Genomic DNA, 25,399 nt, shown 5'->3' on the forward strand with positions numbered 1-25,399 from the left:
CCGCCCGGCGCCCCCGCGCCGTAAGGACGTGGGCCAGCCGGTCGGCTGGTCGGTCGGCTGGTCAGTTGGTACCAATGCGGGCCAGCAGGTCGACGATCCGGCTCTGCACCTCGTCGCTGGTGGACCGCTCCGCGAGGAACAGCACCGTCTCGCCCGAGGCCAGCCGCGGCAGGTCGGCCTGGCCGACGGCGGCCGTGTAGACGACCAGCGGCGTGCGGTTGAGCTGCCCGTTCGCGCGCAGCCAGTCCAGGATCCCGGCGCGGCGCCGGTGCATCTGCATCAGGTCCATCACGACCAGGTTCGGCCGGAACTGCCCGGCGAGCGTCACCGCGTCGTTGTCGCTCGCGGCCCGCGCCACCTGCATCCCGCGCCGCTCCAGCGTCGCCGTCAGCGCCAGCGCGATCTCCGCGTGCTCCTCGATCAGCAGCACACGCGGCGGATGCTGCTCGCTGTCGCGCGGCGCGAGCGCCTTCAGCAGTACGGCCGGATCAGCGCCGTAGGCCGCCTCGCGCGTCGCCTGCCCGAGTCCGGCCGTGACCAGCACCGGCACCTCGGCGGCGACGGCCGCCTGCCGCAGCGACTGCAACGCCGTGCGCGTGATCGGCCCAGTCAGCGGGTCGACGAACAGCGCGGCGGGGAAGGCCGCGATCTGCGCGTCCACCTCCTCGCGCGAGTTCACGATGACCGGCCGGTAGCCGCGGTCGCTCAGCGCCTGCTGGGTGGTGACGTCGGGGGCCGGCCAGACCAGCAGCCGACGCGGGTTGTCCAGCGGTTCCGGCGGCAGTTCGTCGTCCATCGGCTGCGGCCGCGGGGTGTCCGCGATCTCCACGGCACCACCGGGACCGTCCAGCGGCTCGGGACCCTCGGCGGCGTTCTCGTCCGGAGCCCCGATGGCGTACGACCGTCCGCCGCCCTCGGTGCCGACGGCCATGGCGGGTCCGCCCAGGGAGGGCTGCGCGGGGGGCTGCTCGGCCGGCGGGTGCGGGCGGGCCGTCTGGTCCGGCCGCTGTGCCTGCGTCTGCGGCGGGGTCTGCGTCTGGGGGCGCGCGGCGGCGGCCGGGTCGGGCGGAGTGCCCAGTTTGCGGCGGCGGCCGGAACCGCCGGTCGTCTGCGGGGGCGGCGTGGCCGACGGCGGCTGCGGTGCCTGCACCTGTGCCGCCTGACGGCTGAACGGCACGCCCTGCCCCAGCGTGCGCACGCTGATCGCCCGCCCCTGCGTCGAGTTGAGGTCGACGGGCGCGGCGGCCTCGGCGGGCAGCGGCTGGGCCGCGCGCGCTGCCGGGGCGCCGGGGCCGGGCTGCTGTCCGGTGGGCTGGGCCTGTACGGCGGCCTGTCCCCTCGCCTGCTCGGGAGGGAGGACGGGGCCGGCGGCGGCCGGGATGCCGTGGGGCGGTGTACCTGGGGTACGGGGTGCTCCGGGGGCAGGCGGCTGGGGAAGGGCCTGGGCCGGGGGCATGGGGGCGCCGGTGGCGTTCGGCGGTACGGGGCCGCCACCCGCGCCGGGGGCCGCCTGCGCCGGGGTGCCTGGGGCCGGGATGCCCTGCGCGGGGACGGGCTGCGCGGGGAGCGGCCCGGCCGAGGGCTGGGCGGGAGCCGGGGCCGGGACGGCGGGGTTCTGCAGGGGGGCGAGTGCGGCGGGCTGCTGGGGGAGCGGCTGACCGGCGATGCCGTGCGCGGGAGCGGGCACCGTACCTGCGGCCCCGTGCTCCGGCGACGGCACCTGTGCGGGCAGGGCCGCCTGCGCGGACGGGTGCTGCGCGGGCAGCGCCTGTCCAGGAACGGGCTGCTGCCCGGGAGCCTGCGGCCCTGCACCCGGCTGTCCGGGAGCCGCCTGGGGCACGGCGGGGTGACCGGGCAGACCCTGTGGCGTGACGGGCTGACCGGGGGTCATCTGTTGCGGGGTGGGCTGTCCGGGCACGCCCTGCGGGGCGACGGGCTGTCCGGGCACGCCACGCGGCGCGGCGGGCTGTCCGGGAGCCGCCTGGTGTACGGCGGGGTGACCGGGCACGCCCTGCGGCAGGGCGGGTTGACCGGGCAGGCCCTGGGGAGCGACAGGTTGACCGGGGGTCAGCTGTTGCGGGGTGGGCTGTCCCGGCACGCCCTGCGGTGCGACGGGCTGACCGGGCACGCCCTGCGGTGCGACGGGCTGACCGGGCACGCCCTGCGGCACGGCGGGCTGACCCGGAGTCATCTGCGGAGCGGGCTGCGGGAGCGCCTGTGCGCCACCCGGGCCTGCCTGAGCCGGAACGCCCGGTCCGGCCGTGCCCAGTGCGGGCGCGCCCGGCAACGGCACGGGCACAGCCCCGGCAGGCGCACCCGGAACACCCGGAACACCTGTTGCACCCGGCGCGCCTTGCACGGGCGTCGCGCCCGCCGCCGCGGTGTCCTGCGGCTGGGCCACCGCCCGCCGCCGGCGTCCCGTGGGCGCGCTCGTGGGGTGCGGCTGCGGCGGCGTGTGGTCGTCGGCCTGGTCGTGGGGCACGGCCTGGTGCTGCCCTTCGTCACCCAGGGGGGCGACGGCAGGGGCGCCCTGCGCCGGCACCCGGAGCGCCTGCGCGGCCTCCGGTCCTTCGGCGGGCCGGTCGGCCTCCGCGGGCGGCAGGGCGAAGACGGGACGGGGGGTCGCCTCCTGGGCGGCGGCACGCTCGGTCGCCGCCGCCAGGGCACGCCGACGGCGCCCGGTCGGCTGCGGGCCGGAAGCCGCCGGGTTCTCGCCGCCCGCCGCCTCGGTCTGCGCCGCCTCGGTCTGCGCGTCGGCAGCTGCGGGCAGCGCCGCCGGCAGTGCCTCGGGCGGGCCGACCTCGCCCCTGGCGCGCCGCCCGGTGGGCGCGGGTACGCCCTGCGGCGGCACCGTACCGCCGAGTCCCGTACCCGAGGCCGCCGTTCCCGCGCCGTGCTCGGCCGCCATGACCACGGCACCCTCGGACACGCCCGCCGCGTCGTCGCCGGGCCGTCCGCGCCGCCGTCCCGTACCGCCGGGGCCGTCCGCGTCCTGGGCCGGAACCTGCCCCGTCTCCTGGGACGGCTCGGCCGCCCGCCGCCTGCGCCGACCGGTCGGAGCCGCCGCGGCACCGGCGGTGTCCTGCTCGCTGCCGCTCTCGAGGAACGCGTCCGTCGAGGACCGCCGGGCCCGCCGCCGCCCGGCGCCCGACGGCTCTTCGGGCACGGCGGGCTCCGCCGGGGCAGGCTCTTCGGAAACCGCGGCCGGCTCCAGGGCGTGAACCGGGGCCGGGGCCGGGGCCGCGACGACGCCGGCACCGCCGCCGAGCGGCACCTCCAGGACGTACGCGCTGCCGCTCATGCCCGGCACTTCGTGGGTCTGGAGCACGCCGCCGTGCGCACGGACGATCCCGCGCACGATCGGCTCGTGCACCGGGTCTCCCCCGGCGTACGGCCCGCGCACCTCGATCCGGACGACCTCACCGCGCTGCGCCGCCGCCACCACGATGGTGTTGTCCATGTAACCGCCCGCCGAGACGGGCGAGTTCCCCGTCGCGTCGACGCCTGCGACGTCCGCGACGAGGTGCGCGAGCGCGGTGGCCAGGCGCCGCGGGTCGACCTCGGCCTCGATGGGCGGCGCGTGCACGGCGAACTGCACCCGCCCGGGGCCGATCAGTTCGACGGCGCCGTCGACACCGGCGGCGACGACCGCGTCCAGCATCACCTTCGTCCGGGTGATCTCCTCGCTGCCGGTGTCGAGGCGCTGGTAGCCGAGGACGTTGTCGATCAGCGTCGTGATCCGGGAGTACCCGGCCGACAGGTGGTGCAGTACCTGGTTGGCCTCGGGCCACAGCTGTCCGGCGTCGTCGGCGGCGAGGGCGGCCAGCTCGCGGCGCAGTTCGTCCAGGGGCCCGCGCAGGGAGCCGCCGAGGAGGGTCAGCAACTGCTCGTGCCGGCCGGCCAGCGCCTCGTAGCGGTCCTTCTCCCGCTCGCCGAGGGCGGCGTAGCGCTCCTCGTTCGCCGCGAGTTGCTCCTCGTGGCGCTCGGTGAGTTCCTCGATCTCGGTGACGTGCTGCTGGCGCAGGGCGGTGAGCTCGGAGGCGTGTGCCTCGGCGAGCTCGTCGAGCCGCTCCTCGTGGCGCTGCTCCTCGGCGGCCTTCTCGTCGGCGAGCGCGTCGTAGGGGCGCCGGTCGGTGAAGGTCATGACGGCGCCGACGAGCTGGTCGCCGTCGCGCACCGGCGCGGTGGTCAGATCGACGGGAACCTTGTCGCCGGCCTTGGACCACAGCACCTGTCCGCGCACCCGGTGCTTGCGCCCGGAGCGCAGGGTGTCGGCGAGCGGGGACTCCCCGTACGCGAAGGGGGAGCCGTCGGGGCGCGAGTGCAGGACGAGGGTGTGCAGCTCGCGGCCGCCGAGTTCACCGGCCCGGTAGCCCAGTATCTGGGCGGCTGCGGGGTTGACGAGCACGATCCGCCCGTCGGTGTCGGTGCCCACGACACCCTCGGCGGCGGCCCGCAGGATCATCTCGGTCTGCCGTTGTGAACGGGCCAGTTCGGCCTCGGTGTCGACGGTGCCGGACAGATCGCGGACGACCAGCATCAGCAGTTCGTCGCCGCTGTAGCCGTGGCCGTCGTAGGCCTGCTGGCTGTTCTCCAGATTCGCGCTCGTGACCTCGACCGGGAACTCGGACCCGTCGGTCCGCCGCGCCATCATCCGGGTGGGCTTGGTCCGCCCGCGCGGATCGATGTGATCGGGGCGCCGCATGGAGCCGGGAATCAGCTTGGAGTCGAACTGCGGCAGCAGATCGAGCAGGCCGCGTCCGACGAGGGCGGTGCCCGGCGTCTCGAAGGCCTCCAGCGCGATGGTGTTGGCGTTGACGACGGTGCCGTTCGCGTTGACCAGCACCAGGGCGTCGGGCAGCGCGTCGAGTATGGCAGCGAGGCGAGCAGCGCCTCGGGATGGCCTGCTGCTCACGAGACGCTTCCTCCCTGTCACCGCACCTTGCCGACCGCGGAGGCCATCTTGCCAACCGGCCCGCAGCGTGTCACGCGAGGGAGTCTATGCGCAGAGGTTGCTCCCGCGACGCAGGATGAGAGGGAGGTCGCACGCGGAGTTGACGTCGAACCTGTGACCGGACGATTTCGCTTCGCACGACCTCCGCGAGACCTTTACGGACTCCCGGTCCGCCGCACCTTCGACATGTACCTGCGCGCCGGTGCCCCCGTCCCCGCCTACGCACGGGTGCGCGCCTGCGCGCCCGTTCCCGCCCCCGCGCCGGTACGGGACACCGCGGCCGGCCTCGGAGCGCTGAGGTCGGGCAACAGCGGCACGAGCCGGTTCCAGCGGTCGATCCGGCAGCCGTCGCCACGGTCGTAGGCCGCGTCGACGCGGCGCCCGGCCCACGTGCCGGTGATGCGGGCGGTGGCGGGACCGCCGTACTGCATGGTGCACACGCTGCCGGCGGGCACGGGGGCGAAGGGCTCCCGCCCCCAGTGCGTGTTCCGGTCGAGCACGTCGCAGGCGCGGCGGGCGTCGGGGTGGCTGCCCCCGGCCGGGTGGCAGTACAGCCTGTACGTTCCGTCCCTGCCCGGGCCCGCGTGCCGCACGGTGACGGTGAGGTGGTCGCCGGCCCGGTCCTCGACCCGGACGGGCGGCGGCGCCGCGGCCGAGGCGGCGGGCACGGCCGAGACCGAGGCGAGCCCGGCGAGCACGGCGGAGGCGCCGAGTGCCAGCGCCCGCGACACCGCGGAACGTCGGGCTGGGAGTGATCCGATCTGTGTCATGCCCGGACTAACGCCTCGCGCCCCCGGACGTTGCGGCCCGGCCGCCCGACGCCAGCGGAAGGGCTTTGCCCTGGGCCCCACCTGCCTAGTACCGTAGGGGGCGATTGGTGACACCCCACTCGGCTGTGTCATCATCTGCACGCACCACTCGCGCGCTCGCGTGAGCGGTTGTGCTGGAGGCGTCGCCTAGTCCGGTCTATGGCGCCGCACTGCTAATGCGGTTTGGGCCTTAAAGCCCATCGAGGGTTCAAATCCCTCCGCCTCCGCGCATGATCACCGAAGCCCCGGTCCCTCTGGACCGGGGCTTCGGCGTTGCCGGTTCCGTCCCGCTCCGGACCTTGTTTCCGCAGGTCACAAGGGGTGGGGGGAATGGATTTCACATGGCGGCGGCAGTCATGTAATGTTCTTCCTGTCGCCGCGAGCGGCCCGGAAGGGCCCGGAGCGAAGACAAAAACAGAACAAGCACTCGTAGCTTAACGGATAGAGCATCTGACTACGGATCAGAAGGTTGCAGGTTCGAATCCTGCCGAGTGCACACAGGTCAAAGGCCCCGGAGTGATCCGGGGCCTTTGACGTTTCAGGGGCGTACAGCAGCGAAGTACAGCAACCGCGTCAACCGCTACCGCCCATCGCGTCGGACAGCTTGCTGATCGCGGCGCGCACCTCTTCCTCGCTCGCTTCGGCGTAGACCTCCATCGTCATGGCGATCTGCGAGTGCCGCAGGATGCGCTGTGCCACCTTGGGGTGCACCTTCAAGGCCACCAGGAGTGAGCTGCAGGTGTGCCGAGTGTTCCGCAGCGGGATGACTCGGAGGCCGGCACGGCGAGCCCGCAGGGCGAACATCCGGGTGAGGTTGCCCGGCTCGATCGGCGTGCCGTACTTCGTGGTGAAGATCAGGTCATGGCTGCCCTGCCACAGCTCCCCGGCTGCCTTCCGGTCGCCGATCTGTTGTGCCCGACGCATCCGAAGCGCCTTTAGGCAGAGCGCCGGGAGCGGAAGGAAGTCGTCGGACTCCTCGGTCTTGGTCTCGCGGTGGAGGATCTGCCGCCCGGCTCGCTGGATCTGGTGATCCACGTAGATCTCGCCGGTCTCGAAGTCCACCGAGTTCCAGGTGAGGCCCAGGACTTCACCCCGGCGCAGGCCGAGGCAGAGCACGAGCATCCAGGCTGCGAAGAGGTGATCGTCCCGAGCGGCACAGTCGGCGAGAAACCGCCCGGCTTCAGCGACCGACCACGGCTTGATTCTCCGGCGCCGAGGCTTGGGGACCTTGACCAGAGAGGCCACGTTCTTGCCGATCTCCTCTTCAGCCACGGCGTGCGTGAGCGCCGCCCGGAGGGCATCGCGGGCCGCCTGGACGACACGCCGCGAGGGGAAGGCCTCGCAGCACTCGCCGATGGCGCAGCAACGCCGCTGTTCGGGGCGACGCTTCGCATCCTTGTCCTGGGCGCAGCACTGGCAGGTGGCGGCGAGCTTGTTGATCCACTCGCGCACATCCCGGACCGTGAGCTTGTCGATCCGCTTCGTACCGAGGTGAGGGTTGATGTAGAGCCGCACCGATCCCTCGTAGGAGACGTACGTCAGGGGTGCAAGATTCGGCTTCACGATCTCGTCGAGCCAGTACGCGAGGAACGCGGCGAGGGTGCGGTGCCGGGTGGCCACCGGCCCCTTCTTGGCTTCACCATGCAGTTTGATCCACTTGTCGTGGACCTCTTCCCGGCTCTTGCCATAGACGTACTTACGCTTGCGCTTGCCGTCCGGAGTGTCGACCCAGACGTATGCGGCGAAGCCGTTCTTGTACGGGTAGATCGAGCCTTCACCGTTGGCGCGCTTGCCGCTCATGCCGACACCGCCCAGGACTCGGCGGTAACGCGCCCGATGTACTCATCGACCCACTCCGGCAGGATGCGCCGGTTGCGGCCGACCTTCACGGAGCGGATCTCTCCGGTGAGGACGAGCATCTTCGTCTTCGACAGCCCGAATCCGAGCATCTCGGCAACCTCTGCCGTGCTGTACCACTTGCGCGTGATCACAGCTGTTGTCATGAAGCAGTTCCTTCCTGGGCGAGTTGGTCGCGTAGGGCTTCGCGGGCGGTTTCGCGGTTGAGCTGGAGGTCTCGGGCGATGGTGGCGGCGAGGGCGGATTCGCCGGGGGTGTGGCCGTGTCCGGCGTACTGCCAGTCGGCGAGGACGAGGACGGTGTCCGGCTCGGCGTCGTCCAGGCCGAGGGCGCCGTGTTCCTGGGCGGCGCGGTAGTCGGCGCGTGCCTGGCGGAGGGCGCTGAGGGTGGTGGAGTAGCGGCGGGATTTGGAGGAGAAGTGGCCGCGGAAGCCGAGCATGTGAGCCCAGGCCCACAAACGGCGGTCCGGGTACAGCGGGTCGAGCATCTTGCAGGCTTCGATCAGGCGTCGGGTGTGGTCGGGGACGCCGTGGCGGTCGAGTTCGGCGAGTTCGCCGATGCGGCGGTCGAGGGTGCCGGTGTTCTCGGCGGCTTTGGTGGCGTACTTGGCGACGTAGGAGGCGACGGCCTGTTCGGTGATGTCGGAGCCGTCCCCGAACGCCTTGACCGGCCGGACGTCGAGCTGTCGGCCCCAGCGGAAGGTGCGGGCCGGTTGGTCCCCGGCGGCCGGGACGGAGACCGAGGTGTAGGAGTGTGCGGCGGCGGCGCCGATTGCGTCGGCGAGCAGGTCGACGGTGGCCCAGGACGGCGGCGGGGCGTCCGGCCCGTCGGGTCCGTCGAGGCGGATCACGGCGTGGAAGTGCACAGCGCCGCGCTTTTGGAACTCGGCGACCTTGCCGTACGACAGCCGGGCCAACTCCTTCAGTTCCCGTTGGGTGATGCCGGCGCGGGCGGCGATCTCGCGGCGGAGCCGGTTGGTGAAGCGCTGCCATAGGTCGCCCGCGTGGTTGTTGAACAGCACGGCACCCGCGTAGTCGTAGGTGTCCGGGTCGAGGGCGGTGCCCAGTTCGGGGGCGTCCGGGGCGTGGCGGGTGCCGCAGCGGCAGGCGCCGTGGTCGGGCCGGTTGTGGACCGGTCCGAACGAGGGTGCGGTGAGGGTGGCGAAGACGCGCGCGTGATCCCGGACGGTGGCGGGGATGTCGCGGCGGTCGTCCCCGGCAAGGCCAGCGCGGATGAGGTGGTAGGTGTCGCCCGCGTAGGTCCAGGCGCAGGCGGGGCAGCGGGAGGCGCGGCGGTTGCCGCAGGCGACGCGGAGCCGCCCGCCCGGCTCACCCTCGGTGCTGTAGTGGTGCAGGGTCTGGCCGGTGGTCCTGTCCTTGTGAAGGACCCAGCCGGTGAGGTGGATGGGGTCGGCGCAGCCGCCGGTGCGGCGGATCTGGTCTTGCCAGCGGTCGAAGCCGGGGGACCCGGCCACCCGCAGCAGGTCGCCGAGGGTGGTCGGGTCCAGGCCCGCCAGGGTGGCGGTGTCGGTCACGCTGTTACCTCCCGGCCCGGACGAGGGCGGCGGGGAGGAGGTGGCCGGTGCCCTTGCAGGTCGGGCAGGTGACGTAGACCGTCACGCGGGAGCCGTCGGTGTGGCGGGTGCCGGTGGTGATGGCGACGGCGGCGAAGCCGTCGCAGTCGCGGCAGATACGCCGGGTCGGGGCGTGCTGGGGCATCATGGGCTTGCCTTTCGGGTCCGTTGGATCTGGAGGGTGGGAAGGCGCCCGGAGCGGGCGAAGTTTGGCGACCGAGGCCGCTCCGGGGGCCGCTCAGCGGCGCCGGTTGTCGGCGCTGATCAGGGAGCGGATCACCAGGGCGCAGACGGCGACCGAGGCGCCGGTGATGGCGACCGCGAGGAGCATGGAGACCAGGACGGCGCCGACGACCAGGACGACGGCGGTGCCGCCGCCGACGAGGGCGAGCGCGGTGCCGGGCGTGAGCTGGATCGTGGGCCGGGTCGAGGTCGGGACCGGGGCGACGGGGACCGGCGGCGGGGCCGGGGTGCCCAGGATGATGGCGGTCGGCTCGACGACGACCGCGGGCGGGGTGACGATGCCGGTGGGCTGGGGCATGGTCGGGAGCTTGGGCCGGAGCATGGCGTTTCTCCTTTCGCGGGTTACTTGACGGCGGTGTCGATGACCGGGGCGAAGAGGCTGTCGGCGAGGAGATAGCCGCCGAGGAGCAGCACGGCGACGAGCCACCAGGGCGGGCGGATGAGCTTGACGCCGAGGGCTCCGACGCAGAGCAGGGCGAGCCAGAGCGGGACCTGCATGGCGTTGGCCTCCTAGCGGACCTTGCAGCGGTGGGTGCGGGCGGCGAGCTGGGCAGCGGACTGACTGGTGTAGTCGGCGGACCAGCCGCATCCGTCGGAGCTGCACACGGCGGCGTGCTTGGTGGTGCCGTGGCGGTCGCGATGGGTGCCGATCTGCACGGGGCCGATCCGCATCACGGAGTGGAAGAAGTCGCGGGCAGGCATGTCAGTCGGTCTCCTCACGGGTCGTGGCCGGGTCAGGGAAGGAGGCGCGGATACCGGCGGCGGTGGCCGGGTCGGTGGTGCGCTGGGCGGCTTCCTCGGCGAGCAGGTGGGCGAGGTAGGGCCGGTTGGCGGCGGTCATCTCGCGGGCGCCGTCGAGGTAGTCGGCGGCCGTCAGGTCGGCCGGGTCACGCGTCATCGGCGTTCCCTCTCTTCCGGGTCAGGCGAGTTGGGCGGCGACGGCATCGGCCAGGTGCGGCGGGACGCCGAGGCGGGCGCGAAGGGTGTCGGTATCGATCGGGGATCCCGTCCGAGTGCGGTGGTCGTCGGCGACCTTGCGGGCGTGGTCGACCAGCGCGGCCGGGACCGGCACGGCCGGGGGCGGTGTCGGGGTGGGCAGGGCCGGGGTCTCCTCGGGCTCCGGGACTGCGACGGGTTCGGGCGCCGGGTCCGGCTCGGCGACGGCGGCCGGTTCGGGCTCCACCTCGGACGCGGGATCCGGGTCCGGGGTGGCGGGTGCCGGCGGGGCCGGGGAGCGGTGCGCGGGTGAGTGGGCGAGGAGGGTGCCGCCGAGGAAGGCGAGGGCGGGCCATCCGGCGACGCCGAGGCGGAGCAGGGCGGGCGGGTGGTCCAGGTCGAGGAACCCGGCGGTGGCCACGTTCGCGCCGAGCGAGGCCACCAGGGCGATCAGGAACCAGCACCAGGCCAGCCGGGACGGCCCGTCGGAGCGGAGCCGACGCCAGGCGGCGACCAGGAGCAGGTCCACCGAGATGGGGTAGGCCCACGCCTTCCAGCCGTCCTGTCCGGCGGCGGCGGCGAGGTCGTGCAGGTGGGCGAAGGACAGGGCACCGGCGATGACGGCCTGTACCAGGACGGCATCCACACGCAGGGCCGAGCGGGGCATGGTGGCTTCTCCTTCCTGGCTCAGGCGGCGGCCGGGGCGGACTCAACGGCCGGGGAGGGAACGGGCTTGAGGGTGCCGAGCGCGGGCCGGAACGACGCGAGGGCGGGCAGGTCCGGGGTCAGGTCGGCGTGCCGGTTGCAGGTGTTCACGGCTTGGCGCAGCGAGGTGTGCGGGGCGCGGATGCGGGCCCATCCGCCGGTGGAGTCGCCGGTGATGGCGAGGCCGGGGGTGTCGGTGGGGATCTGGATCGCGGCCAGCACGGCGTCCGGGGCGATGTCGCCGAGGGCCATGTTCGCGCTGGCTTCGTCGTTGACGCGGTGGGCGGTGCGGCCGGTGAGCTGGGCGCGGAGCATGGTGATGCCCTTGCCGAGTTCGGAGCCGAAGCGCTGCCCGCAGACCTCCAGATAGATGCCGGCGGCGCGGCCGAGCTGGGCGAGCCGCGCGAGTGCGGTGATGATCCGGTCCCGCCGCTTCTCCTCCTCCTTGCTGGCGAACAGGGCGAGTTCGGCGACCTCGTCGACCAGGACCACGATCGGCACCGGCCGCAGGTCCTCGCGCAGGTCCCAGATGTCGGCGGCGATCTCCGCATCCGGCACGTCAGCGGTGATTCGCTGCTCGGCGCGGATGAGCTGATAGACGCCCTCCATGTGGGACACCAGCGCATCCAGGAGTTGGGCGGCGGTGTCGGGGTTGTCGGCGAGCGCGGAGAACCGGCGGGCCAGCGGGAACAGCTCCACCCCTTGCTTGCAGTCGATGCCGACCAGGGCGACCCGGTGCGGGGCGAGCGCGGCCACGAGGTTGCGCTGATAGACGGACTTGCCGGACTCCGTGGCGCCGAGGGTGAGCGCGTGGGGTACGGCCCGGTAGTCGCGGTAGTGCACGGCTCCGTCCTCGCGCAGGGCGACCGGGACCCGCATCGGCCGGGTGTCGACCAACGTCGGCATCTGCACCCGCTTGAGCACGTCATAGCCGGTCATCCGCACCTCGACCACGCCCGAGCGCAGTTCACGGGAGGTGACGCCGTACAGGGCGAACGAGTGCCGCAGCCGGTCACACGACGCCGCTACGTCGAAGGCGTCCTGACCGGGGCGGAGCTTGAGGCGCAGTACCAGGCCGGTCCGGGTCGGCCGCACCCGCAGGATGAGCGGGGCACGGGGACCGGGGACGGGCCGGTTGGCCACCCGCGCCACGGTCAGGCGCCAGCGAGGGGCCGGGACCGTCAGACCGCAGGCATCCATGACCGAGCCGTACCGGACCAGGACCCGTAAGGCGGCGAGGGTGACCCCGAGGGTCAGCCAGTACCAGGCGGGGCGCCGCCACCGCAGGAGACCCGCAGCAGCGACGACCAGCACCAGGGCCACGAACAGCCACGTCATGGCTCAGGCCGCCTTCGGCTTCGCGGCGGTGTCGACCAGCGAGGTCACCGCAACCGCCCGGAAGGCGATCCCGTGCCGCTTCTGGCCGTTGAACTCGTTCTCCCACGGCCGGGCGATCAGACCCGTCAGCGCGACCGGGGTGCCCATGGCCAGCTCACCGGAGATGCCGGGCTCCGGGACGGTGAGGGACAGGATCTCCACCTCGTCGTTCGCCGCGAACATCACGTCCACGGTCATCAGCTGCGCGCCGGTCTCGGCGTCGGTGGCGATCTCACCGGTACGGCGGTCCTTGACCTTGGGCTGCGGGGCCTTGGCGACCATCACGGTCGCGGCGGAGGTTTCCACGGGGATCTGACGCATCGTGTCTCTCGCTTTCGCCAGGCCGAACCACTGTCGGCTCATGCAGAGTTCATGTCCTCAACTCCTCCTTAGGAGTTGCGAGTACGACTATGAGGGCTCCCCGACTAGTCGTCAAGTCCTCTTGAGGACTTAGACTGTGCGCAGATCTAGGAGGCCCGCAGATGGCGAAGCGATACGAGAAGGTTTCTGAGGATTTGCGCCGACGCATCGAGTCCGGCCAGTACGCCCCCGGGGACCGCTTGCCACCAGAGACGACACTTGTCACGGAGTACAAGGTCAGCTTGCCCACGCTGCGGCAGGCCCTGGGCGCGCTCCAGAACGAGGGGCTGATCGAGAAGCGGCACGGCCGAGGCAACTTCGTACGCAAGCAGCGGCAGAGGGCAGAGCGGAGCAACCTTCGCCATCAGTGGGAGAAGGACCGTGCGCGCGCGGACCTGAAGGAGCGCAGCACCACGGGCGCTACCGAGCGAGACACCGGCCTCACGATCGCGCAGCTGGCATTTAATGCCGAGTATGAGCGGGTCGAAGCCTCGGACACCCTCGCCGCAGCGCTGGACGTCGAGCCAGGCACCGCCGTACTCAAGCGGACGTATCGCACGCGCAGTGTGGACGAGGACGAGCCCTTGAACGTGGCCCGGTCGTACATCCCCTACGAGCTCGCAGAGCAGAACCCCGATCTGCTCGACGAGGGACAGGAGCCGTGGCCCGGCGGCACCATGAATCAGCTGCACACCGTGGGGATCGAGGTGGACCGGGTCGAGGAGGTCGTGACCGCGCGTCCGCCGACCTCCGAGGAGGTCGAGGAGCTGGGGCTTGTGCCAGGTGTCGCGGTCATGGATGTCCGGAAGACTCTCTACGACATCGGCGGCCGGATCGTGGAGGTGGCAGACGTGGTACTGCCCGGCGACCGCTACGCCGTGAAGTGCGTGACCCCACTGGAAAGGTGGTGAACGGTCGCATGACGAACCTTGTCTCAGTGATCACACCGGTGCATGGGCCGAGTGCGCGGTACCTCGCCGACGCCTACTCGTCACTCACCCAGCAGGAGATGCCCCCCGGCTGGGACTGGGAGTGGCTCATCCAGGAGGACGGCGAGACCGAAGACGTACGGCCACACGTCCCCGCGGACTCCCGGATCAGCTTCGATCAGGGTCGGCACGGACGCGCCGGCATGGCTCGCACGATGGCACTCGCCCGGGCCCGCGGCGACCTGGTCAAGGTGCTGGACGCCGACGACAAGCTCACCCCTGGGGCACTACTCCGAGATATCACGGTCCTGACCGAGCAGAGTGCGGTCGCCTGGACGACATCACGCGTCCTTGACCTCCTGCCGGACGGGTCAACCGTCGGCTTCGAGGGCGACCCGCCAGCTGGCCCGATCGCCAAGAGTGCCGTCCTGGAACGGTGGCGGACGCACGACTACAGGGCACAGGTTCACCCAGCGACGCTGTGCGCACGGCGCGACCTGGTGACCGCGTTGGGCGGATGGATGGCGCTCCCAGCCTCCGAGGACACCGGCCTCTTGATGGCGCTGAACGCCGTGAGCACCGGGTGGTTCATCGAGGAGTGCGGATTGCTCTACCGCAAGTGGCCCGGACAGAGCACTGCCCAGGACGCCCACCATCATGAAGTCGAGCGGCCCGCCCGGATGAAGATCATTGAAGAACGCGCCGAAGCGTTGAGCAAGCTCAGCACATGGCACCTGTGAGCCCGACCTAGCTACTGAGATTGAACTGGTGATGTCGGCCAGGTCGGCAGGCGGCGGACGGTCGCTCGGACGTTCTTCAGCGGCCGTCGCATGGGTCATCGTCCGCAGACACCGGCTTGGTGTCGGCCGCCAGGCAGGAGGAGTACACCCGCGGCGGCGTGGGCCGCGGCTTCGGTTCCGACGTGGCGCCCACGGCAATGATCGCCCCGGCACCGACGAAGGTTAGCCCTGCCATCGCGGCGAGCCAGGTAGCGCGGCTCACTGATCGCCACCGAAGTGGTTACGGAGATCGTCAAGGCAGTCGTCCTCGGTGCTGACCTGGATTCGCGAGAAGACCAGCACTCCGTCTCCCTTGCCTTCCTGCTTGGCCTTGGCCCGCTGCGTCTCGATGTCCGCGATGCGCTCGGCGCACTCGGCACTGACGGACTTCTCGGGCTGCGGGTCCGGTGCTGAGGAGGCGTTCAGTGTGGCGGTGGCGGCGAGGCCGGCCGCGCACAGCACCGCCCAGGCGACAACCCACGAGCGGCGGCTCATCCGTATCGGCTTAGGCATCCAGGCATCCTACGAGCGCCGCGGCGGGCTGTCGCCGAATCGGGACTTCCTCGTCGACGAGACCAACGACGGAGCCAGCTGGCGTCGCCGACGAGGGCGGCGGTGTCTGACCGATCGCGCGTCAACTTTGGCCAGCTATGGCAGGTGTTCCACCGGGACGGACGTTGGTACGACCAGTACGCCATGGGAATGCTGGAGGGGGAGCTGCGCTAGAACAGGCCCCGAGCAGCACGCGGTAAGACTTTCCCTACTTCATCAAGGCGGCTCGCTCCGCTCACCGCGCGCGGCCCGGCCCCCGGCCGGGCCTGCGCTCCTGTCTCCGCCCCGCTCCAGCCCGGCCGGCGCCCGTGCCGCGCGCACAGCAATCAGCCGCCTGATGCCAGAGAAGCGGTACGTCGTGGGCTGGGGCGGTCGGCTCCACGGCTTTAGGCAGCCACTTTGGCGCGAGCCTCGAAGATCATGGCCCCAACGTCGTGCTTTACCGGGCAGGTCCACAGACTGCCCGACGCGCCGGAAGCTTACGGGGCCATGATCACTCGCGCCAAAGCAGCTCCAGCCCAAAGCCGTTCCGCCGACCTTTCCGGAACAACCCTCACCACTCGGACTGCCCGCTCTATGATCTCCCCAGCGCCGCAGGCATCTGCAACCGAGGAGGAAGTTCGATGACGAACCCTGACGCTTCCCAGGGATCCCCGGATAATGGGCCCACCTTCCTTTGCCGAATCGGGACGATCTTTCTCCTCACTCCGGAGAAGCGGAAATTCGGGGACTACATGGAGAACCTATGTAATGCCCTCCAGGGAGACCCGAGAGTTCAGTGGGTAAAACGGGCAAAGCTCAACACTGACTACTGTTCGCACATAGCGGTCTACCCGAACGCTGACGAGTCGGATTCGGATGAAGTCATGCATGGATCCGACGCCATGCGTGCTGTTCAATTCGACAGGCCTCTCCTCTTTAAGATCGTCGTTCCGATCAAGAACCAACCGCAACATCATCATGCCGATGACATCCCAACGGACACATATTGGGTCTCTTGGGATGGAGTTGTGGTTATGGTCCTTTGGCGTCACGAGCGAGAGGCCATTCCGAGTTCGGGCGGTCAGATCATCCTGCAGCTACTGGAAGAGATCTGCGCATCTGCGAATCTCGGCGTATTCAATCAGGCATGCTCGCCAGCCTGCATGAACGTCTTCATGCACTCCGATCTCGTCATTAAGCAGCTAGACGGCCTCGAAGACTGCCGGGTATTCGGTTTTGATCGAACGACGGTAGACGTAGCCGCTCCGCCCAGCGAGGATCCCGAAGGTGTACTTATCGACCTAAATTACAGCTTCGGTCGCACCGCCCTCTATTTCGCCCGTCAGAAAAACAGCGGGCGCCGGATAATCGACTTGGAAGCCGAGGCTTGGAGAAGGGCAGCACGCCTCCTTTCTCATTACTCGGCACATGTTGAGGCTGCAGCCACACCTCTCCGGAAGCGCATAGTAATGCGATGGCGCAACCGAGGGTGGCGGTCAGAGGTCCGCTCACTTTCCGCTCAGACGTGGGTTTGCATGACTGGCATCGAGGTGACGCTCCGGAATTGGAAGGAGCTCAAGAACGATTTCTTCGGCGCAGCAAAGGAAAACTCGTGCATGCCCATCTTCGAGACGGACTACTCTGACGAAGTAGCAATGATCGAGTCGATTGACCTTTCTCGCTTGGAGAGCATGAGTACGCAGGTAGAGTCCAGATTGGACAACCGCCTGGTTTCCATCGCTACGGCTGGAGGAGCGGTTTCGGGAGCTATCGCAGGCGCTCTGGTGACGTTGCTGGGAGGCTAGGTGGCAGCCTCCGTGCGCTGTCGGGCCCCGCATCGTATGAGCCTCCAGACTTGGGACGGCTGGGCCGTCTCTGAGCCGTCCAAGGTCGGCCGACGCCGACCGACAACGACTGAAGCCCACGGCGTCTGATCTGGTCAGAGCCGTGGGCTTCTTCTGCCTCGTTGGTCAGCGGGACCGGTGATCAGTAGACCGGCATGTCCGGCTGCGCAGACAGACCGCCGGGCTCGTGCCGAGATCACCGACTTCTGGCGGGATTGGTGACGGGGACGGTACAGCAGCGGAATACAGCAACCACAGCAATCGTCCCCGCCCAGCAGTGACCTCGGGAGACCACAGGGCAACCTGTATGACCGCTGTCGCCCGATCCCTGTAGAGCTACGGATCAGAAGGTTGCAGGTTCGAATCCTGCCGAGTGCACACAGGTCAAAGGCCCCTCAGGATCATCTTGAGGGGCCTTTGACATCAACGGCTGACATCAACGTGGCCCGAAGCGTCGATCAATCCTCGGTGTCCGGCTCCTGCTCGCCGTCTGTTTTCTCCTCTGGCTCGTACAGTCCCAGCGCGTCGTCCATCCGGTCGGCGGCGGCTTTGAGCGTCGTGCTCATGACGTGCGCGTAGGTGTCCAGCGTCATCGTGATCGTGCTGTGCCCGAGCGTTTCCATGATCGTGCGAGCGTCCACACCCTGTGCGAGCAGGAGCGAGGCGCACGTGTGCCGGAGGTCGTGCACTCGCACCCGTCGTACGCCGGCGTCCCGGCACAGGATGGTGAGCATCCGGTTCAGGCTGCGAGGGTCCGTGACGCGACCGGTCGTCGTGGTGAAGATCAGCCCATCCGGCTGCCCCGGTGCGAGCTGCCACTTTTTCCCCGCGACCTTGCGTTCCCGTTCCTGCTGGGCTCGGTGCTGTGTGAGTGCCCGCATGCAGTGCTTCGGGAGGGACACCGTACGAATGGAGCGCATCGTCTTCGGACTGACGAAGATCAGCTCACGCCGGATGCGCTGTACGGGCGGTCTTGAGCATGATGCGAGCCTCTGCGGCGTCCAGCGGACGCACCTCCTTGCGGGTGACGGTGGCGGTCTCCACGATCCGCGCGACGTTCCGCGCGATCAGCTCTTCCCGAATCGCCTGTTGCAGCGAGGACCGGAGGACGACATGGATGTACTGGACGGTCCGGGCGGACGGGCGACGCTTGCAGCAACGGCCCACGGCGCAGCACGAGCGCGCTTGCCCTCCGGACGCTCCGCGTCCGCACCCCGCAGGCAGCACAGGCAGGAGTCCTTGAACTCCGCGAGGAACCGGCGCACGTCCGCCGGCGACAACCGGTTCAGTCGCTTCTTGCCGAGAGCGGGTCGGATGTACAGGCGGGTCAGACCCTCGTAACTGTTCAGCGTTGACGGTTTGAGCCGCTGGGGTGCGATGGTGGCGAGCCAGTAGGTGAGCTAGTCACCGAACGCCATGGTGGACTCGGCGGCCGGGATGTCCTGACGGGTCTTCTCCTGTGGGCCTCGCGTCTCGGGTTGGCTTGCCCAGCGTCCAACGCACCCGGCCGACCATGGATTCATTGAACAAACACCAACGCCCCAGCCCATTGACTGAGGCGTGGACGTTTTTTGGTCTGCGCGCCTAAAAGGGTGGTTCTTCTGCGGCCCGGCGCAACTACGAACTACGAGGCAGTGCCTTTATGATCCCTCTCTTCCGGGGGCTCCCGCTATTTCCAACGACGCCAACGGGATGATGCATGACGACGACACCGGGTTCCGCTGTGTGGCGACGCCGGAGCAGATGGAGCCCCGAAAGCGGCGACGAGTAGGGCTTTCCTCGTCCAGTCCCAGATCCCGCGCCATCCCTGCTGGCCCGCCCAGGAAGTGTGCCCGGCTATCTACGTGCGTGTGCAAGTCAGTGAGGAGAGCCCGCGCTCACGCGGCAGGCTCCGCCAGCCGAGCGGCGGAGCCTGGTCTTTGGGGCTTGGGACATCCGGAGTATCCTGCCGGACTTCGCGAAGTCCCTGTTCTACGCTTCCTCAGTGCAAAGCTTGTCGTAGTTCCTTTCGTAAGCGGCCGTGTAAGCCTGCATGTACTTCGAGTTCGTCGTCTTCGGCGCCCAGGACTGCTTGTATGCGCAGTCCGGGCCGTCGGCCTGCCCGGCTACCCGTCCATCGCGATTGCCCTCCTTCGCCCCCAGGGGCGGCTTCGGGGCCTCAGTCACAGACACCGACGCGGCGTGGGTGGTGTTGGCCGAGCCCTGTGCCATGGTTGCGGGCGAGAACGCCAGGGCCACGGCTGCGACGAGGGGGCTCGCCACGAGTGCGACGGTTCGCTTCGCGCGCATAGTCAGCCTCTTCCTTGAAGCGGTACGACATATGGTGCCTCGACCTGGCCAAGCACATCCTTCGCGCGGTTGCTGATCAGGGAGCGGCATCTACACTCTCTGGCACCATGAGGCCGGTGGATTCCGGCTTCCGACGCCAACTTCCCTGCGGACCGACTACTACTCGCAGTTGTGGCGTCTCTAATTCGACCGTAGCGAGCGCCGGCCAGTATGTCCACTTATGGCCTAATCCCCGTGATTGACGTGCCAGCTGCCGCCGATTCCACGGTGACTAGTTGTGCTTCGTCACCTCAGTCGATCTTGCCTGTTCGGGGGCATGATGGCGAATATGTGTGAGCGGTCATGAAATTCCCCACGATCTCCATGATCAGCAACACGTAATTCCCCACCTGGGCTGGGGCGGTGACGGGCCGCCCGACGGCTGAGTGTGCGGCTGGTCAGGTCGGTGAAGGGCGCCTACGGCGGCGCTCCGCGCCGGCCTTGACAGATCAGAAGGCATCCGACCTCCACGGCTGACATCAACGAGGCCGGACAGCGGTACACAACGGCGCCCCTGGGCGACCGTTGGGCAGCCGACGACAGCACCAGGCGCGAGCGTGGATCGAACTCCTAAGGCGGGTGTCGCAGGTTCGAATCCTGGACACCGGGCGAGCCTTGGCAGCTCGCTGCGCTCGGCGCGACGGCGTTCGGGAGCTCCCGCCCGCCGCGTGCTTCCGGGCCGGCTCGGACCTGGCGTGCCCGACGGGTCGGCACAGTCCTTGCGACTCTCCCGGCCACGCTCGCGCGGGAGCGCCCCGCGGCGCGTGGCTGCGGGACGCCTTGTGGGGTTTAGTCGACCGGCTGCCCGTCGTACTTACCGCCCACGCAGGGGTTGCCCGGCAAGTCGATCCGAGGCGTTCCGCCGCCGTCCATGCACTGGTGAGGGCCGACGACGGGGGCACCCTGTGCGGTGGCGGCGGTGGCGGTGGCGGCGCCTGTGAGGCCGAGTCCGGCGAGGGCTGCCGTGGCGCTGACGGCGGCGAGGATTCGTCGAATGCGCATTTGGTTCCCCTTTCGCGGATTACCTCGGTTGGGGCACTAGTCAGATTGATCCTCACCTCTGTGGGTGGCACGTCATGTTGCGCCGTTCGGGTGACAGTGCTGGCGGGTGCGGGGTGGTGACGCGACCCGTCGGACAGGCCCTGGAACGAAGAGACCACCCCGGCCGGATGGGTGGTCTCCTCGTTGTTCCGGAGGGGGCGGCGTCCGCGACCGGGCCCCATGCCAAGAGCCGGCGCTCGACCAACTTCCCAGGGCTCAGCGCGGTGGCCGATGAAGCGGGGTCACGGCTGCCTGGGCCGTGCCTGGGCGCACGGCCTGGCTGGGCGGAGGGTCGGCCGGATGGATGGCCACCGGGCCGTACATCGTTCACTGCCCTCGCAGGTGGAATTCGCTGGAGGCGCCGCACACGTCGTGCTGCAATGCACGCCATGATTCTTGGAAATCTCGTACGCCTGCGCGCGCTGGCACCGTCCGACGCGGAGTCGTTGTGGCGGTGGAACAACGACCCCGACGTGATGTGCTGGTTGGACGCGTATTACGACCAGCACTTGGAGGGGGTGCGCAAACGCCTCGAGGAGCGGGGGCCGAACACGTACGGGGACACGCTGTACGGGATCGAGGTGCGTGACGACGAGACGCTGATCGGGTTGGTGCGGCTGCGGGATGCCGAGCCGGAGACGGGTTGTGCCGAGCTGGACATCTACCTGGGCGAGAAGAACCACTGGGGCCGGGGCTACGCCACCGACGCGCTGCGCACCATGTGCCGGTACGGGTTCGACACCATGCGGCTGCACAAGATCTCCCTGACAGTGGTCACGGAGAACCATGCGGCCCACCACATCTACCTGAAGGTCGGCTTCGTCGAAGAGGGCCGGCTGCGGCAGGTGTTCCACCGGGACGGACGTTGGTACGACCAGTACGTCATGGGAATGCTGAATGGGGAGCTGCGCTAGGCCCTGCCTGGGCTCCGGCCCCGCCGTCGTCATCTTCCGGCCCGTAACTGTCACCCCTCAGCGGGCATCGGCGCCCTGCTCGTGGAGCAGCGACGGGCACGTGTGCCGGGGTGGCTGAGGTCAGCACCGTGTTTCCGTCGGCCGTACTCCAAGGGTCGTCCTCTCCAACTCGTCAACAGGAAGCCGGCGTTGTAGCCGCACCTGCCTCCGGCACGCCGACCGCCCCGGCACCATCGGCACCGGGGTCTTGATCAGGGCTTCCATGACCGGACCACCCGGAATGCTGTCCAGGCCGAGGGGTGGTCCGTCTCTCGTCGTCGGCCTCAGCCGCCCGGGAAACGTTCGGCGAGGGGGGCTTCGGGATCGGCTCAGGGCTTTGCCCACCTCATGGATGACGAGAGGCCCGGGAGTGATCCGGGGTTTCTCGCGTTGCAGGGGTCTGTCGTCAGGCGGCGTGGGCAGCGCGGGGCCGGGGTCACCGACGTCCGTGACTGATCGTTCCCCGGCCGTGGAACCCCGCGTCCGGTCCTGAGCGGTCGGCCGAGCGCGCCCGCCCCCGGAGGCGTTGTCAGTGGGGGCCCGTACTCTCGCAAGGGATGACGCGGGTGTGGAAGTGCTCGGGGCTGCGGTGGTCGGCGGACGGTCCCGTGCTGGTGTGGGACGGCGGCCGGTCAAGCGCGCTGCCGTGGGGGAAACGGGTGGCCTTCGAGGTCGCGGAAGGGGGAGTGCGGACATGCGTGGGAGCGCGGGGGCACGTGTGTCCCGTCCGGGCGGCGGTGCCGGGGCGGAGCGCGGGGGCGCGGTGCGAGGAGTGCGCGCGGCTGGATAGGGCGCACTCCGTGGCCGCGGACACGATCGCCGACGACCCGCGGCCCTACCACGTATATCTGGCGTGGTTCGGGCCCGCCATGGTCAAGGCCGGGATCACGGCCGTGGAGCGGGGTTCCGCGCGGCTGCTTGAGCAGGGGGCCGTCTGCTTCAGCTGGCTGGGCGCGGGTCCGCTCATGGCGGCGCGCCGTACCGAGGAGTTGCTGCGCGCCGCGCTCGGGGTCCCGGACCGGATTCCGTACGCCGAGAAGCGCGCCGTACGGTCCGCGCTTCCCGTGACCGAGGAAGAGCGGGCCGCCGAGATCGAAGCGATGCACGCGCGGGCGAGCGCGCTCGGCGGCTGGCCGGAGACGCTGGAGCGGGAGCCGTTCCGGCCTGTCGATCACGCCGGGATCTTCGGGCTGGCCGGTCTGCCGGCCGCCGTGGGCGAGGTGACCGAGCTTGTCGCGGGCGGGGTGGTGAGCGGTGACCTGGTCGCGGCCGCCGGGCCCGATCTGCACCTGGCGGCCGGTGACGGAGTCGTCGTGCTGGACACGCGGCTGATGGCCGGCTGGGGACTGCGACCTGCCCAGAGCGTGGGATTCACCGTGCCGGTAAGGGAGTTGCGGAACCGGGCGGGCGTGCAGGACGGCCTGCAGGACGGGCTGTTCTGAAGCGTGCCGACCGCCGGGGAAGTCCCTGGCTGCCGGAGACTTCCCGGGCTGGCACAGCCGAGTCACGCGCCTCCCAGGCGTTTCCTGAGAACCGCCTGTGGGTTTCTCAGGGAAATCACAGACCCGTGAAAGTCTGCTCTCAGAGGCTCCCTGAAGGGTGTCCCCCATGACCACGACCTCGCCCCAGGGGCACACCGAACTGCTGAGGCCGGACGGGAGCCCCGTCCGGGTGCTTGTGGTGGACGACGAGCCGTCGATCACCGATCTGCTGTCCATGTCCCTGCGCTACGAGGGCTGGCAGATCCGCAGCGCGCAGGACGGGCACGGCGCGGCCCGGGCCGCGCGCGAGTTCCGGCCCGACGCCGTCGTCCTGGCCATGACGCTGCCCGACATGGACGGGCTCACCGTCCTGGGCCGGCTGCGCCGCGAACTGCCCGGGGTGCCCGTCCTCTTCCTGACCGCCAAGGACGCCGCGGAGGACCGTATCGCCGGGCTGACCGCCGGCGGGGACGACTGCGTCACCAAGCCGTTCGGTGTGGAGGAGGTCGTGGCGCGGCTGCGCGGGCTGATCCGGCGCTCGGGTGCCGCCGACCGGCGTTCCGACTCCGTACTGGTGGTCGGCGACCTCTGTCTGGACGAGGACAGTCGCGAGGTGTCGCGGGGAGGGGAGGACATCCACCTCACCGCCACCGAGTTCGAACTGTTGCGCTTCCTGATGCGCAACCCGCGCCGCGTGCTCAGCAAGGCTCAGATTCTGGACCGCGTCTGGTCGTACGACTTCGGCGGGCAGGCCAACGTCGTTGAGCTGTACATCTCCTACCTGCGGCGGAAGATCGACGTCGGCCGTGAACCGATGATCCACACCCGGCGCGGGGCCGGTTACCTGATCAAGCCCGCGGGGTGAGGCGAGACTCTCCGCGTCGCTGAGGTCCGGCCGCACTCTGCACGCCGCGCGCCGCACGTGCCGCTGACGTCCGGCTGTCGCCGCGCGCCGCACGTGCCGCTGACGTCCGGCTGTCGCCGCGCGCCGCATGCCGTCGGCCGTCGCCGCGCGCTCGTACGTCGTATCGACAGTCCTATACGGTGTATAGCATGTCGACGACCTCGCCGGAGCAGACCTCTCCGCAGGCCGCCCAGGGCCACCCCCAGCGCTGGCTGATCCTCGGCGTCATCTGCCTCGCCCAGCTCACCGTGCTGCTGGACAACACCGTTCTGAACGTCGCGATCCCGTCCCTCACCCGTGAGCTGCGCGCGGCCACCTCCGACATCCAGTGGATGATCAACGCGTACTCGCTCGTGCAGTCCGGGCTGCTGCTGACCGCGGGCAGCGCCGCCGACCGGTACGGCCGCAAGAAGATGCTGGTGGCGGGACTCGTCCTGTTCGGCGTCGGTTCGCTGGCCGCCGCACTCGCCGACTCCACCGGACAGTTGATCGCCGCCCGCGCGGGCATGGGCGTCGGCGGGGCGCTGCTGCTGACCACCACGCTCGCCGTGGCGATGCAGATCTTCGCCCCGGCCGAGCATCCCAAGGCCATCGGCATCTGGAGCGCGGTCAACGCCCTCGGCTTCGCGATCGGCCCGCTGATCGGCGGCTTCATGCTGAACCACTTCTGGTGGGGCGCGATCTTCCTGATCAACCTGCCGGTCGCCGTACTGGGCCTGATCGCGGTTCTCGCCCTCGTCCCGGAGTCCAAGAACCCCCGAGGGGACCGGCCCGACCTGCTCGGCGCGCTGCTGTCGACGGTCGGCATGACCTCGCTGGTGTACGCGATCATCTCGGGTCCCGCGCACGGCTGGACGTCGACACGGGTGCTGGTCACGGCGACGGTGGCGGTGGTGGTGCTGGCCCTCTTCGCGTTCTACGAGAGCCGGATCCCGTACCCCATGCTCGACCTGCACTTCTTCCGTGACCGCCGCTTCACGGGCGCGGTCGCCGGGGCGGTGCTGATCACCTTCGGCATGGGCGGCGCGCTCTTCCTGCTCACCCAGCACCTTCAGTTCGTCCTCGGCTACGGCCCCCTGGAGGCCGGTCTGCGCACCGCGCCGCTCGCCCTGTCGGTGGTGGCGCTGAACTTCACCGGACTCGCGGCCCGGTGGACGACGCGACTCGGCACCCCGGTGGCGATCGGGCTGGGCATGGTGCTGATGTCCGGCGGGCTGGTGTCGATCGCCACGCTCGCCTCCGGCGGGTACGGCGGCACACTCCTGGGCCTTCTGCTGATCGGCGCGGGCTGCGCGATCGCCAACCCGGCCATGGCCCACGCCATCATGAGCGCGATCCCGCCGGCCAAGGCGGGCGTCGGGGCGGGCATCAACGGCACGCTCGCGGAGTTCGGCAACGGCCTGGGAGTGGCCGTCCTGGGGGCGGTGCTCAACTCCCGGTTCGCGGCGGTGTCCCTGCCGGTGGCCCTGGCCGCGGCGGGGTCGGCCGCCGAGAAGAAGCAGGTGACCGACGCGTTCTCCGCCGGACTGGAGACCAGTCAGCTGGTGGGAGCGGTGGCCGTGCTCCTCGGTGGCCTGCTGGCCGCCGCGTTGCTCCGCAGGGCTGAGCGGGCAGACTCGGGGATGGTGGTGGCCCACTAGTGCTGTGACCGGAAAGGTTTGCAGGGAAGCTGCCGGGCGTCGCGAGCCGGTGAACCCTTCCGGTCGCAACACCGGCTCGGGCGGCACCGCCGCCGCGCGGCCGCGCGTTCGTCGTGGCCGGTCGCGCGCCGCGGCGGAGTGCCTGCCGGGCA

The 25,399-nt window shown here is 70.3% G+C and carries 25 protein-coding genes, 2 tRNA genes and 1 pseudogene; 9 read left to right on the forward strand and 19 right to left on the reverse strand.

Annotated elements, in window-relative coordinates; translation table 11 throughout:
- Window positions 1-61: 61 nt before the first annotated feature.
- The gene (locus tag ACIQMV_RS18175) at window positions 62-4,915 is read right to left on the reverse strand and encodes a PAS domain-containing protein (RefSeq protein WP_402593777.1); all 4,854 of its coding nucleotides are present in this window, start codon (window positions 4,913-4,915) and stop codon (window positions 62-64) included.
- A 257-nt stretch (window positions 4,916-5,172) separates the two neighbouring features.
- Complete coding sequence (locus ACIQMV_RS18180; protein WP_402593779.1) at window positions 5,173-5,724, reverse strand: SSI family serine proteinase inhibitor; 552 nt, start codon at window positions 5,722-5,724, stop codon at window positions 5,173-5,175.
- A gap of 175 nt (window positions 5,725-5,899) precedes the next feature.
- Between ACIQMV_RS18180 and ACIQMV_RS18185 the strand changes: the two genes are divergently transcribed.
- Window positions 5,900-5,990 (forward strand) — tRNA-Ser (locus ACIQMV_RS18185).
- A 196-nt stretch (window positions 5,991-6,186) separates the two neighbouring features.
- Window positions 6,187-6,259: transfer RNA gene (locus tag ACIQMV_RS18190), tRNA-Arg, on the forward strand.
- Window positions 6,260-6,336: 77 nt separating this feature from the next.
- On the opposite strand, the gene ACIQMV_RS18195 is transcribed toward ACIQMV_RS18190, so the two are convergent.
- The 11 genes from ACIQMV_RS18195 to ACIQMV_RS18245 form a co-directional block, all read right to left on the reverse strand.
- A complete protein-coding gene (locus ACIQMV_RS18195) occupies window positions 6,337-7,563 on the reverse strand; it encodes a tyrosine-type recombinase/integrase (RefSeq protein WP_402593781.1) in 1,227 nt (408 codons plus the stop codon).
- Window positions 7,560-7,766, reverse strand: a complete 207-nt coding sequence (locus ACIQMV_RS18200; protein ID WP_402593783.1) for an excisionase family DNA-binding protein — start codon at window positions 7,764-7,766, stop codon at window positions 7,560-7,562. The genes ACIQMV_RS18195 and ACIQMV_RS18200 overlap by 4 nt, the downstream gene beginning before the upstream one ends.
- Window positions 7,763-9,154: a replication initiator protein RepSA gene (repSA, locus tag ACIQMV_RS18205; RefSeq protein WP_402593785.1), complete on the reverse strand. Its 1,392-nt coding sequence runs from the start codon at window positions 9,152-9,154 to the stop codon at window positions 7,763-7,765. Before repSA ends, ACIQMV_RS18200 begins: the two co-directional genes overlap by 4 nt.
- 4 nt (window positions 9,155-9,158) lie before the next feature.
- Window positions 9,159-9,338, reverse strand: a complete 180-nt coding sequence (locus ACIQMV_RS18210) for a hypothetical protein (RefSeq protein WP_402594000.1) — start codon at window positions 9,336-9,338, stop codon at window positions 9,159-9,161.
- A 93-nt stretch (window positions 9,339-9,431) separates the two neighbouring features.
- Window positions 9,432-9,758 (reverse strand): SpdD-like protein, encoded by a 327-nt coding sequence (locus ACIQMV_RS18215; protein WP_402593787.1) that lies wholly within the window; start codon window positions 9,756-9,758, stop codon window positions 9,432-9,434.
- 20 nt (window positions 9,759-9,778) lie between these two features.
- Complete coding sequence (locus ACIQMV_RS18220) at window positions 9,779-9,934, reverse strand: hypothetical protein (protein WP_402593788.1); 156 nt, start codon at window positions 9,932-9,934, stop codon at window positions 9,779-9,781.
- A gap of 12 nt (window positions 9,935-9,946) precedes the next feature.
- Window positions 9,947-10,138 carry a mobile element transfer protein gene (locus ACIQMV_RS18225; RefSeq protein ID WP_344569109.1) on the reverse strand — a complete coding sequence of 64 codons (192 nt, stop codon included), beginning with the start codon at window positions 10,136-10,138 and terminating at the stop codon, window positions 9,947-9,949.
- Window position 10,139: 1 nt separating this feature from the next.
- Window positions 10,140-10,334: a hypothetical protein gene (locus ACIQMV_RS18230; RefSeq protein WP_402593790.1), complete on the reverse strand. Its 195-nt coding sequence runs from the start codon at window positions 10,332-10,334 to the stop codon at window positions 10,140-10,142.
- 21 nt (window positions 10,335-10,355) lie between these two features.
- Complete coding sequence (locus tag ACIQMV_RS18235) at window positions 10,356-11,039, reverse strand: DUF2637 domain-containing protein (RefSeq protein ID WP_402593791.1); 684 nt, start codon at window positions 11,037-11,039, stop codon at window positions 10,356-10,358.
- A 20-nt stretch (window positions 11,040-11,059) separates the two neighbouring features.
- Window positions 11,060-12,415, reverse strand: coding sequence for an FtsK/SpoIIIE domain-containing protein (locus ACIQMV_RS18240; RefSeq protein WP_402593792.1), 1,356 nt, complete (start codon window positions 12,413-12,415; stop codon window positions 11,060-11,062).
- A gap of 3 nt (window positions 12,416-12,418) precedes the next feature.
- Complete coding sequence (locus ACIQMV_RS18245) at window positions 12,419-12,775, reverse strand: hypothetical protein (protein ID WP_365436196.1); 357 nt, start codon at window positions 12,773-12,775, stop codon at window positions 12,419-12,421.
- A 161-nt stretch (window positions 12,776-12,936) separates the two neighbouring features.
- Here ACIQMV_RS18245 and ACIQMV_RS18250 point away from each other — a divergent pair, with 161 nt between their 5' ends.
- Both ACIQMV_RS18250 and ACIQMV_RS18255 read left to right on the forward strand, forming a co-directional pair.
- Window positions 12,937-13,725, forward strand: coding sequence for a GntR family transcriptional regulator (locus ACIQMV_RS18250; RefSeq protein ID WP_402593794.1), 789 nt, complete (start codon window positions 12,937-12,939; stop codon window positions 13,723-13,725).
- Between the two features lie 8 nt (window positions 13,726-13,733).
- Window positions 13,734-14,483, forward strand: a complete 750-nt coding sequence (locus ACIQMV_RS18255) for a glycosyltransferase family 2 protein (RefSeq protein ID WP_402594002.1) — start codon at window positions 13,734-13,736, stop codon at window positions 14,481-14,483.
- A 258-nt stretch (window positions 14,484-14,741) separates the two neighbouring features.
- Here ACIQMV_RS18255 and ACIQMV_RS18260 read toward each other — a convergent pair whose 3' ends face one another.
- Window positions 14,742-15,035, reverse strand: coding sequence for a hypothetical protein (locus tag ACIQMV_RS18260; RefSeq protein WP_402593796.1), 294 nt, complete (start codon window positions 15,033-15,035; stop codon window positions 14,742-14,744).
- 662 nt (window positions 15,036-15,697) lie between these two features.
- Here ACIQMV_RS18260 and ACIQMV_RS18265 point away from each other — a divergent pair.
- Window positions 15,698-16,861: a hypothetical protein gene (locus ACIQMV_RS18265; RefSeq protein WP_402593798.1), complete on the forward strand. Its 1,164-nt coding sequence runs from the start codon at window positions 15,698-15,700 to the stop codon at window positions 16,859-16,861.
- Between the two features lie 497 nt (window positions 16,862-17,358).
- Here the strand turns inward: ACIQMV_RS18265 and ACIQMV_RS18270 are convergent, their stop codons facing one another.
- The 5 genes and pseudogenes from ACIQMV_RS18270 to ACIQMV_RS18290 form a co-directional block, all read right to left on the reverse strand.
- Entirely contained in the window at window positions 17,359-17,820 is a 462-nt protein-coding gene (locus tag ACIQMV_RS18270) for a tyrosine-type recombinase/integrase (RefSeq protein ID WP_402593800.1), read from the reverse strand.
- Between the two features lie 25 nt (window positions 17,821-17,845).
- Window positions 17,846-18,067, reverse strand: a complete 222-nt coding sequence (locus ACIQMV_RS18275) for a hypothetical protein (protein ID WP_402593802.1) — start codon at window positions 18,065-18,067, stop codon at window positions 17,846-17,848.
- A pseudogene (locus ACIQMV_RS18280) lies at window positions 17,968-18,285 on the reverse strand (N-terminal phage integrase SAM-like domain-containing protein); the annotation flags it as partial. The gene ACIQMV_RS18275 and the pseudogene ACIQMV_RS18280, both read right to left, overlap by 100 nt.
- A gap of 586 nt (window positions 18,286-18,871) precedes the next feature.
- Window positions 18,872-19,189, reverse strand: a complete 318-nt coding sequence (locus ACIQMV_RS18285; RefSeq protein WP_402593804.1) for a hypothetical protein — start codon at window positions 19,187-19,189, stop codon at window positions 18,872-18,874.
- Between the two features lie 828 nt (window positions 19,190-20,017).
- Window positions 20,018-20,230 carry a hypothetical protein gene (locus ACIQMV_RS18290; RefSeq protein ID WP_402593805.1) on the reverse strand — a complete coding sequence of 71 codons (213 nt, stop codon included), beginning with the start codon at window positions 20,228-20,230 and terminating at the stop codon, window positions 20,018-20,020.
- 428 nt (window positions 20,231-20,658) lie between these two features.
- On the opposite strand from ACIQMV_RS18290, the gene ACIQMV_RS18295 reads away from it, so the two are divergent.
- From ACIQMV_RS18295 to ACIQMV_RS18310, 4 genes are all read left to right on the forward strand, one after another.
- Window positions 20,659-21,183 (forward strand): GNAT family N-acetyltransferase, encoded by a 525-nt coding sequence (locus ACIQMV_RS18295; RefSeq protein ID WP_402593807.1) that lies wholly within the window; start codon window positions 20,659-20,661, stop codon window positions 21,181-21,183.
- Window positions 21,184-21,779: 596 nt separating this feature from the next.
- Window positions 21,780-22,664 (forward strand): DUF2797 domain-containing protein, encoded by an 885-nt coding sequence (locus ACIQMV_RS18300; protein ID WP_402593809.1) that lies wholly within the window; start codon window positions 21,780-21,782, stop codon window positions 22,662-22,664.
- A gap of 166 nt (window positions 22,665-22,830) precedes the next feature.
- A complete protein-coding gene (locus ACIQMV_RS18305) occupies window positions 22,831-23,568 on the forward strand; it encodes a response regulator transcription factor (RefSeq protein WP_402593811.1) in 738 nt (245 codons plus the stop codon).
- Window positions 23,569-23,756: 188 nt separating this feature from the next.
- Complete coding sequence (locus tag ACIQMV_RS18310; protein WP_141359959.1) at window positions 23,757-25,247, forward strand: MFS transporter; 1,491 nt, start codon at window positions 23,757-23,759, stop codon at window positions 25,245-25,247.
- The last annotated feature ends 152 nt before the right edge of the window (window positions 25,248-25,399 follow it).

The sequence above is a fragment of the Streptomyces sp. NPDC091412 genome, from assembly GCF_044756885.1.
GTDB lineage: Bacteria > Actinomycetota > Actinomycetes > Streptomycetales > Streptomycetaceae > Streptomyces.